Annotated in this window: 5 protein-coding genes and 3 pseudogenes; 5 read left to right on the top strand and 3 right to left on the bottom strand. The window is 68.3% G+C overall.

Annotation, left to right across the window (positions count from 1 at the left end; genetic code table 11):
- The 3 genes and pseudogenes from Q2100_RS13155 to Q2100_RS13145 form a co-directional block, all read left to right on the top strand.
- Positions 1-472: pseudogene (locus tag Q2100_RS13155) on the top strand (LLM class flavin-dependent oxidoreductase); the annotation flags it as partial.
- 26 nt (positions 473-498) lie between these two features.
- A complete protein-coding gene (locus Q2100_RS13150; RefSeq protein WP_302914415.1) occupies positions 499-1,584 on the top strand; it encodes an NAD(P)H-dependent amine dehydrogenase family protein in 1,086 nt (361 codons plus the stop codon).
- A 10-nt stretch (positions 1,585-1,594) separates the two neighbouring features.
- Positions 1,595-2,785 (top strand): annotated as a pseudogene (locus Q2100_RS13145) (cytochrome P450).
- Here the strand turns inward: Q2100_RS13145 and Q2100_RS13140 are convergent.
- Positions 2,782-4,101: a TetR/AcrR family transcriptional regulator gene (locus tag Q2100_RS13140; protein ID WP_407667615.1), complete on the bottom strand. Its 1,320-nt coding sequence runs from the start codon at positions 4,099-4,101 to the stop codon at positions 2,782-2,784. The pseudogene Q2100_RS13145 and the gene Q2100_RS13140 overlap by 4 nt on opposite strands.
- Before the next feature lie 189 nt (positions 4,102-4,290).
- Positions 4,291-5,577 carry an amidohydrolase family protein gene (locus Q2100_RS13135; RefSeq protein ID WP_302914414.1) on the bottom strand — a complete coding sequence of 429 codons (1,287 nt, stop codon included), beginning with the start codon at positions 5,575-5,577 and terminating at the stop codon, positions 4,291-4,293.
- A gap of 140 nt (positions 5,578-5,717) precedes the next feature.
- Between Q2100_RS13135 and Q2100_RS13130 the strand changes: the two are divergent.
- Both Q2100_RS13130 and Q2100_RS13125 read left to right on the top strand, forming a co-directional pair.
- A pseudogene (locus tag Q2100_RS13130) lies at positions 5,718-6,829 on the top strand (ABC transporter substrate-binding protein).
- Positions 6,830-6,833: 4 nt separating this feature from the next.
- Positions 6,834-7,736, top strand: a complete 903-nt coding sequence (locus tag Q2100_RS13125; protein ID WP_302914413.1) for an SDR family oxidoreductase — start codon at positions 6,834-6,836, stop codon at positions 7,734-7,736.
- 7 nt (positions 7,737-7,743) lie between these two features.
- Here Q2100_RS13125 and Q2100_RS13120 read toward each other — a convergent pair whose 3' ends face one another.
- Entirely contained in the window at positions 7,744-9,087 is a 1,344-nt protein-coding gene (locus Q2100_RS13120) for a TetR/AcrR family transcriptional regulator (RefSeq protein ID WP_302914412.1), read from the bottom strand.
- Positions 9,088-9,091: the final 4 nt, after the last annotated feature.

Raw genomic sequence — 9,091 nt, 5'->3', positions numbered from 1 at the left:
CGTCGCCGGCGGCAGTGCGGCGGCGGCGCGGCGGGCGGGCCGGCACGGCCTGGGCTTCATCTCCCAGACCGCCGATCCGCACCTGCGCGAACTCTACGAATCGGAATGCCGTGCGCACGGCCACCCCCCGGGCATGGTGCAGTTCCCGGTCACCGATGCGCCCACCGCGGTGTTCGTCGCCGATGACGTCGACCGGGCCTGGGCTGAGCTCGGGCCCTTCCTGCTGCACGATGCGCAGACCGCAGCGGCCTACCGGCACGGTGACGACACGGTGGCCAGCATCTCGCGGGCCGACAGTGTGGCGGCACTTCGGGAGTCCGGCGGACCCTATCGAATCCTCACGCTGGCCGAGGCCTCCGATGCCGTCCGCGCGGGCCGGCCGCTGCCGCTGCTGCCGCTCTGCGCCGGCGTGCCCCCCGACATCGCCTGGCCCTACCTCGAACGTGCGGTCATGGCGGCAGGCCACGCGTGACCGACCCACCACGCAAAGGAGTTGTCGTGCACACCCTCTCGAACGCCCCCCTGCGCACCGTCGTCTGGTCGACCGGCGGGGTGGGGTCCATCGCGATCGACGCGATCGCCCGCAGACCCGACCTGGAGCTGGCCGGGGTGTGGGTGCACTCGCCGGAGAAGGTCGGCAGGGATGCCGGTGAACTCGCCGGAGGGGAGCCGCTCGGGGTGACGGCCACCGATGACGCCGACGCGCTGATCGCCCTGCAACCCGACTGCGTGGTGTACGCCGCGAGCGGGCCGGACCGCGACGGCGGCGCGGTACCGGACTACCTGCGCCTGCTCGCTGCCGGGATCAACGTCGTGTCGACATCGTCGACCAGCCTGGTCTACCCGCCGGCCTACTACTCGCCGGACTGGCGGGATCAGCTGCAGGAGGCGGCGACATCGGGGCTCGCCTCGTTCTACGCGTCGGGCATCTTCCCGGGGTTCGGCTCCGACCAACTGGCACTGTTGCTCACCACGCAGTCGAAGAAGATCGATGTCATCACGGTCACCGAGATCGCCCTCAACGACCACTACCCGGTGGCGGACGTGATGATGGACGGGATGGGGTTCGGCAGGCCGCTGGACTTCGAACCGATGCTCAAGACGCCGGGCTTCATCGAGATGGCCTGGAAGGCGCCGATCCACCTGATCGCCGATGGTCTGGGGGTCGAGGTCACCGAGGTGCGCGGCACCCTGGACCGGCGCGTCACCCACCGCGACATCGAGGTCGCCTTCGGCACCATCCCGGCGGGCACCTGCGGCGCGGTGCGCACCAGGGCGGCCGGGGTGGTCAACGGTCGCGAGGCGGTGGTGGTCGAGCACATCATCCGGATGGCGCGCGATGTGGGCCCGGACTGGCCGACATCGGAGTTCGACGCGACCTACCGGGTCGACGTCTCCGGCGACCCCGACATCCACTGTGCGATGAACCTCGGCGCCGCCGAGGGCCATGGCGCCGGCCGGGCCGCGATGGCGGCCACCGCGATGCGCGTGGTCAACGCCGTCCCGTACGTCGTCGCGGCGCCGGCCGGTCTGCTCAGCTCGCTGGACATGCCGAACACCCTGCCCCGCTACGCCTTCGAGTGAGGGAGTCGACATGACCACCGCCGAGATCTATTACGACCCGTTCGACTTCGACATCGACGACAATCCGTACCCGGCCTGGAAGCTGCTGCGGGACGAGGCGCCGCTCTACTACAACGACAAGCACGACTTCTACGCGTTGAGCCGCTACGAGGAAGTGTCGCGGGAGTTGCCGAACTGACAGGTGTTCCGTTCGGGCCACGGCACCACGATGGACATCATCACCAGCGGGGTGCAGGTGCCGCCCGGCGTCATCCTCTTCGAGGACCCTCCGCTGCACGACCTGCACCGCAGGCTGCTGTCGAGGGTGTTCACCCCGCGCCGGATGGCCGCGATCGAACCGCTCACCCGGCGGTTCTGCGAGCGTGCGCTTGACCCGCTGGTCGGGGCGACGGAGTTCGACTTCATCGCCGATCTGGGCGCGATGGTGCCGATGCGCACGATCGGCTACCTGCTGGGCATCCCCGAGGAAGGCCAGCAGGCCATCCGGGACAACACCGACCGCGCCATCGGCCTCAAGGACGGCTCGTCCTACGTCGTCGCCGAGGGTGCGTTCGAGCAGGCGTACGAGTTGTTCACCGGCTACATCGAGTGGCGGGCCGAGCATCCGTCCGACGACCTGATGACCCAACTGCTCAACGCCGAAATCGAGGACGGTGAGGGGGGTGTGCGGAAGCTGACCCGCACCGAGGTGATGACGTACACCAGCATGATCGCCGGGGCGGGCAACGAGACAACCACCCGGCTGATCGGTTTCGCCGGCCAACTGCTGTCCGATCACCCGGATCAGCGCGCGGAACTCGTGGCCGATCCGGGGTTGATCCCCCATGCGATCGAGGAGGTGTTGCGCTACGAGGCCCCATCGCCCGTGCAGGCCCGCCACGTCGCACGCGACGTCGAGTTCCATGGCCGGCGCGTTCCGTCGGGTTCGGTGATGCTGCTGCTCAACGGGTCGGCCAACCGGGACGAGCGCCACTTCCCCGATGGTGAACGCTTTGACATTCACCGCCGCGGAGCGCATCTGAGCTTCGGGCAGGGTCTGCACTTCTGCCTGGGATCGGCGCTGGCGCGGATGCAGGCGCGAGTCGCGATCGAGGAGGTGCTTAAGCGCTGGCCGGAATGGGAGGTCGACTACAGCGCCGCGGCGATGGCGCACACGAGTTCGGTTCGGGGCTGGGGACGGTTGCCCGTCCGACTGGGCTAACCGGCGACGACGCCGCGGAGGCTGGTGTCTCGGACGTGGATCAGCGAGGCCCTCGTGCCGATGTCGCGCAGGATGTTCTCCGGAATCCAGCTCACGCCTAGGACGGATCGCGCCAGCATCTCGACCGACGGGGTGTTGGCGGTGATCTCGCCGTCCCGAACAGCCTGTGCCAACAATGCTTTCATCTGACGTAGCCGTTTGGCGTACAGCCAGCCCGGGTTGGGCGTATCCGGTGGGGACAACCGCATCCAGGCGAGCTGGATCCGGAACTCGTCGCCGAACCGGTCCAGCGCGTTGGTGTGGATCCAGCTGATCGCGTCGAGCTTCTCGATCGTGGACGAGTCCGACTGCAGCACGCTGGTCCAGCCGACGGCGATCTTCTCGCCGAACGACCGCATGATCGCGGCCAGCAGTTGATCTTTCGATCCGATCAGCCGGTAGACGGTCCCGGTGCCCAGCCCGGCCGCCGAGGCGATGTCGCGCACCGTGGTGTTCTCGTAACCGCGCCGGCCGAACTCGCTGCGGGCCACCGCCCGGACGTGCGACGTCTTTTCGTCGACACCGGTGTCGGTGTCGCCGTGCCACATGGCGACGACGTGGTCGGCCGCGACGAAGGCAGCCGACGCGTCGAGTTCGGCGTCGGTGGGCTGTCCGTTGGCGACCCCCTCGAGCAGGATGCGGCTGAGCATGGCGGCGGACTTGTCGGTGGCGGCCCGGTGCCGCATCACATCGAGTCCGACCTGCAGCATGGTCGAACAGATCCGCTCGGCGAGCACCGACAGATCGACGTCGGCGCGCAGGTATCCGCTCCAGCGCGCCGCCCGCAGCGTCTGCGACATGGCATCCAGCGTCGCCGTCGGCCGGAGGCGGGCCAGTTCGACGAGCTCGGGATTGGGGCTGGGACTCTCGTAGAACGACATCTGCAGTGCCGCACGGTGTGCGACCGCGCAGCGGGCGATGGCCGTGCCGAGTTCTGCGATCCGCTCGGACGCCGCCCGGGGGTCCGCGTCGTCCAGTCGGTCCTGCGCTTGCGCGGCGATGCGGTCCAGATCGTCGTGGTAGCGCCGCAGCAACTCGACCAGCAGCGCCTCTTTGGACTCGAAGTGGTGATAGAGGCTGCCGGGGAGAATGCCCGCGGCATCCGCGATCTCCTGCAGGGAGGTGCGCAGGCCCGACGTGGCGATCAGCGTCGCGGCGGTCTGCAAGATCTCGGTGCGGCGGGTGCCGTCGTCATGGGCGAGACCGGTGGACGGACGCGAGCCGAGCGCACCCCCCGGCGCGCTGCGTGGCCCCGCCGTCACCTGCGAACGCCCCACGACATCTCCACGAGCTCCTACTCCCGTCGCGACGACATCCGGCGGCGAGGGCGAATCCTGCCGGCGAACCGACCCAATGTTTGCTTCACGCTACCAGAGGACACCCAGACATGAGGTGGCTCGTCGTCGCGAAACCGCCGGTAGAGGCCGTGCGGGGAAGTGGGAAGAGTGGCCGGCGAGGCTATCCCGTCACGACGACACCGGCAGGCCCTTGGCGAGGTCCAGGACGGTCACGGTGTCGGTGCCCGACTTCTTGAGTCGTTCCGACGACCGGAAGCCGAGATCGACATCGGTCGCCTGGGCCCGCAGCGCGCCGACGGTCAACTGGTCCTTGGGCAGATGGGAGAACATGTCGAAGGAGTACAGCCGCAACGCGTTCTCGTGGGTGATCTTGTCCACCTCGATGTCACTGACGCCGTCCAGGTAGAGGGCGAGCGTCTCCGGCGCCACCGGCCAAGTGGAATCCGAGTGCGGATAGTCGCATTCCCACGCCACCATGTCCATGTTGAGCTTGTGACGCGTCTCGATGCCGAAGCTGTCGTCGATGAAGCACAGCGCGATGCGGTCGAGGAAGACCTCGCTCGGGAGCTTGTCGCCGAAGTCCTGGTGGGTCCATGCACGGTGCATGGAGTACACGCGGTCGATCCGCTCCAGGAAGTAGGGCACCCAACCGATGCCGCCCTCGGAGAGTGCGAAGGTGAGGTCGGGGAACCGGCGCAGCGTGGGCGACCAGATGAGATCCGCCGCGGCCTGCACGATGCTCATCGGTTGCAGCGTCATCATCGTGTCGACCGGGGCGTCGACCGAGGTGATGACCACGCTCGACGACGAACCGATATGCAGGTTGACGATGGTGTTGGTGTCACTGCAGGCCTGCCAGAACGGATCCCAGTGCGGATCGTGCAGCGACGGGTACTGCAGCTTGGTCGGATTCTCCGAGAAGGTGACCGCATGGCAGCCCTTTTTCGCGACCCGGCGGACCTCGTCGGCCATCAGCTCGGGGTCCCAGATCGGCGGGAGCGCCTGCGGGATCATCCGGCCGGGATACGCGCCGCACCATTCGTCGATGTGCCAGTCGTTGTAGGCGCGCAGCACGGCGAGTCCGAGGTCCTTGTCCTGGGCGCGGGCGAAGTACTGACCGCAGAACTGGGGGTAGGAGGGGAAGTTCAGCGCGGCGGCCACCCCGTTGGCGTTCATGTCCCGGATGCGTTCGTGGATGTCGTAGCACCCTTCGCGGATCTCGCTGAGCTTTGTCGGCTCGGCGCCGTACTCGTCCGGCGGGCGGCCCGCGACGGCGTTGAGGCCGACGTTGGTCGCCTCCTGGCCCTCGAATACCCACGCATCGGTGCCGTCGGCGCGCTGAATCAGTTTGGGCACATCGTCTTTGTACTTGTCGGGGATGTGGCCCTCGAACATGTCGGGCGGTTCGACGAGGTGGTCATCCACCGAGACCAGTACGAAATCGTTCATCTCCATGCGGCCCGACGATAGTTCGGAACGAATGTTTGGTCAACGGTCTCGGGGCGCAGGACTCCATTGACGGGCCCGAACGGCTTCATTAGGGTCTGAACAAAGATTAGGTTGACTGTCCATCTGCAGTCGGGGCCGGAGGTGCCGTGTCGTACGAGAGTTCTGCCGAGCCGATCAAGATCGGCTACCTGATGGACTTCCTGCTCTCGGAGGACTTCCCGCAGCACTACCGTGACGACCTCACCCTTCCGTTCGACATGGTGTTCGAGGACGCTCTGGCGAACGGCGTCATCGATCGTCCTGTCGAGGTCGTCTACCGCGAGGTGGAGGGCCTGCCGAAGGGGTCCGTCAAGGCGGTGATCGACGCCTACCAGGAACTGGTGGACGAGGGCTGCCTGGTGATCTTCGGGCCCCACATCGGGGACAACGCGGTGGCGATCAAGGAGGCGCTCGACGAGCGGTTCCGCGTCCCCGCGATCAGCGTGACCGGTTCCGATCAGGCACTCGGTGAGTGGTTCTTCGCCTTCCCCATGGGATCCCACTTCGACGAGCCGATCTTCTGGACCGACCTGCTGGTGAAGGGCGGCCACACCGAGGTCGGCGCGCTGGTGGAGCAGTCCCTGGTCGGTGAGGCCTACATCGCGAACTTCCGGAAGGCCTGCCGGCAGCGTGGTATCCGCATCGTGGCCGAGGCGGCGATCGCACAGACCGCGCAGGATGTGCGCGACGCGGTGCGGACGCTGCACGAGGCCAAGGCGCAGGCGATCGTCCACGCGGGGTTCGGCTTCGGTGTGGTGTTCGTCAATCCGGCACTGGCCGAACTGGACTGGGACCCGCCGCGGTTCGCCGGCACTGCCTTCGAGAACGCCTGGATCAACCAGGTGATGTGGAACGCATTCATGGGCTGGACGGGAATCGACCAGTACGACGAGGGCAACCCGGTGGGTCAGCGTTTCCTCGACCGTTTCGAGGAGCGGACCGGCCGGCGCCCGCAGTGGTGTGTGCCGGTGGTCAACCGTGATGTCGCGGTGGCCATCCTGCATGCGGTCGCCGATGCGCATCCGCTCAGCCCACGCGGGGTGAAAGAGGCGCTGGAGCGAGTCAAGTCGGTGCCCGCCGCGTCCGGAGCGCCCGGTACCCGGATCTCGTTCGGCAACTGGACCCGTCGGGGTTGGATGGGCTCGGGCTACCTGGGGCCCGCCGGTTGGAGGCCGACGGCGTGAACTCCCGTCTGGTCGCGCGCTTCGGCGAGGAGTAGCCCGGTGACAGGGGGGACCGGGGCGCGCAGTGTGGTCATCACCGGCGCCTCGCGGGGACTGGGCCTGGCCTCGGCCGCGCTCCTCTACCGCAGGGGATGGACCGTGGTGGCGGCCATGCGGTCCGTCGACGCGGGGATGGCCCGGTTGCAGGAGGCGACGGGCGCGGGCACCACCGACTCCCGGCTCATCGGGGTGACGCTGGACCTGACCGATCCGGCGTCGGTGGGCCGGGCGGCGACCGACATCGAACGGTCGGTCGGGGCCCCCTACGGCCTGGTCCACAATGCCGGGATCTCGGCGGCGGGCATGGTAGAGGAGATCCCGATTCCACTGTGGGAGAGGATGTTCGCGACCAACGTGTTCGGCCCGGTCGCGCTGACGAAGGCGCTGCTGCCGTCGATGCGGAACGCGGGGCGGGGCCGCATCGTGCTGGTGTCGAGCGAGAGCGGGGTGCGGGGGATGCCCGCCACCGCGCCCTACTCGGCGGTGAAGGCCGCGCTCGAACGCTGGGGCGAATCCATGGCCGGCGAGGTCGCCCCGTTCGGGATCGGGGTCACCGTGCTGGTGTCCGGCACCTACGACACCGACATCATCACCGATGCCGGCACGACGGACTGCCGGGATCTCGACGGCCCGTACGCGCGCCACCACCGGACGATGGACCGGCGGGGGCGGGCGGCGATGCGGTACGCCGCGCGCTCGCCCGAGGCGTTCGCCTCCGGACTGGCCAGGGCGCTGGACGGGACGAAACCCTTCGACCGGCGGGCGGTGGGTCCGGACGCCCGGATGCTCGTGGCGGCCGCCCGGGTGCTGCCGCCGTCCGCGATGCACCACATGATCCGGGTGATGATGGGGATACCGCGGTTCGGGGCGCTGCGGGCCCGGCCCGGCGACGTCGCCCCCTGATCCGGGATCACTTGGTGCGGATGGTGATCCCGCGCAAAGTGGTGTCCCGGGCGAGGATCAGCGCGTTGCGGGTGCCGATCTCCTGCAGGATGTTCTCCGGGATCCACTGTTCACCGATGATGCACCGGCTCAACATGTCCGCGGTCGGGCTGTCGACTCGGATGTCGTCAGCGCGCAGACCCTCGGACAGCAGGGCCTTCATCTGACGGATCCGGGTGGCGAATGACCATGCGGGGTTGGCCGAGTCGGGGGGCGATTGCCGCAGCCAGGCCAGCTGGATCCGGAACTCGTCCGGGAACTGGTCGAGTGCGTTGATGTTCAACCAGCTCAGGGCGTCGAGCTTCTCCACCGTCGTGGAATCCGTGCGGACGATCGCCGCCCACCCGCCACCGACCTTGTGCCCGAACTCCAGCATGATCGACATCAACAGCTCGTCCTTGGAGCCGATGATGCGGTACACCGTGCCGGTGCCCAGGCCGGCGGCCGACGCGATGTCGCGGATGGTCGTCATCTCGTAGCCGCGACGGCCGAACTCCGCGCGCGCCACCGCCCGCAGGTGAGCGGCCTTCAGGTCGGTGTCGTCCTCGGTGTCGACCCAGCTGTCGATGATCTCCTGGGCGGCGGTGAAGGCGTGCGACCGGTCCAGGTCGGCGTCCAGTGGCGCGGTGGCGGCGAGGCCGTGCAGGGCGATCCGACATTTCAAGGCGGCGACGTCATCGGATGCCGCGTTGTGCCGGATGACGTCGAGGCCGACGTGCAGCATGCTCTGGCAGAGTCGGTCGGCGAGGGTGGGCAGGTCGACATCGGACCGGATCTCGCCACTCCAGCGCCCTGCACGCAGCGTCTGCAGCATCGCGGCCTGGATCTTCGACGGTGCCAGGGTGGTCAGTTCGCGCAGCTCGGGATCATTGCTCGGCCCCTCGAAGAAGGACATCTGTAGCGCGGCGCGGTGCTCTACCGCGCACCGGGCGATCGCACGGCCGAGTGCGGTGAGCTGTTCGGCGACCGGCCGGGGGTCGGCATCGTCGACGCGGGCCAGGGCGACGTCGCCGATACGGTCAAGATCCGCGTGGTACAGCCGGATCAGCTCGACGAGGATGGCTTCCTTCGATTCGAAATGGTGGTAGAGGCTGCCCGCGAGAATGCCTGCGGCGTCGGCGATCTGCTGCAGAGAGCTGCGCAGGCCCGAGGTCGCGAAGACGGAGTTCGCCGTCTGGAGGATCTCGGTGCGGCGGGTCGCGTCAACCGACGGCGGGTTGGTGACGGCAGCGAGGCGCTTGCCACCCTGGGCCTTATTGGCCGCAGGACGACTGCGTCTGGTGTTGCGCCCTCTCGCGTCCGCGCCCGTCATCACT

Origin of the sequence: Mycolicibacterium arseniciresistens, from assembly GCF_030519285.1 — a bacterium.
GTDB lineage: Bacteria > Actinomycetota > Actinomycetes > Mycobacteriales > Mycobacteriaceae > Mycobacterium > Mycobacterium arseniciresistens.
Note: the sequence above shows the minus strand (reverse complement) of the source record. Positions and strands in the feature narration are given on the sequence as shown.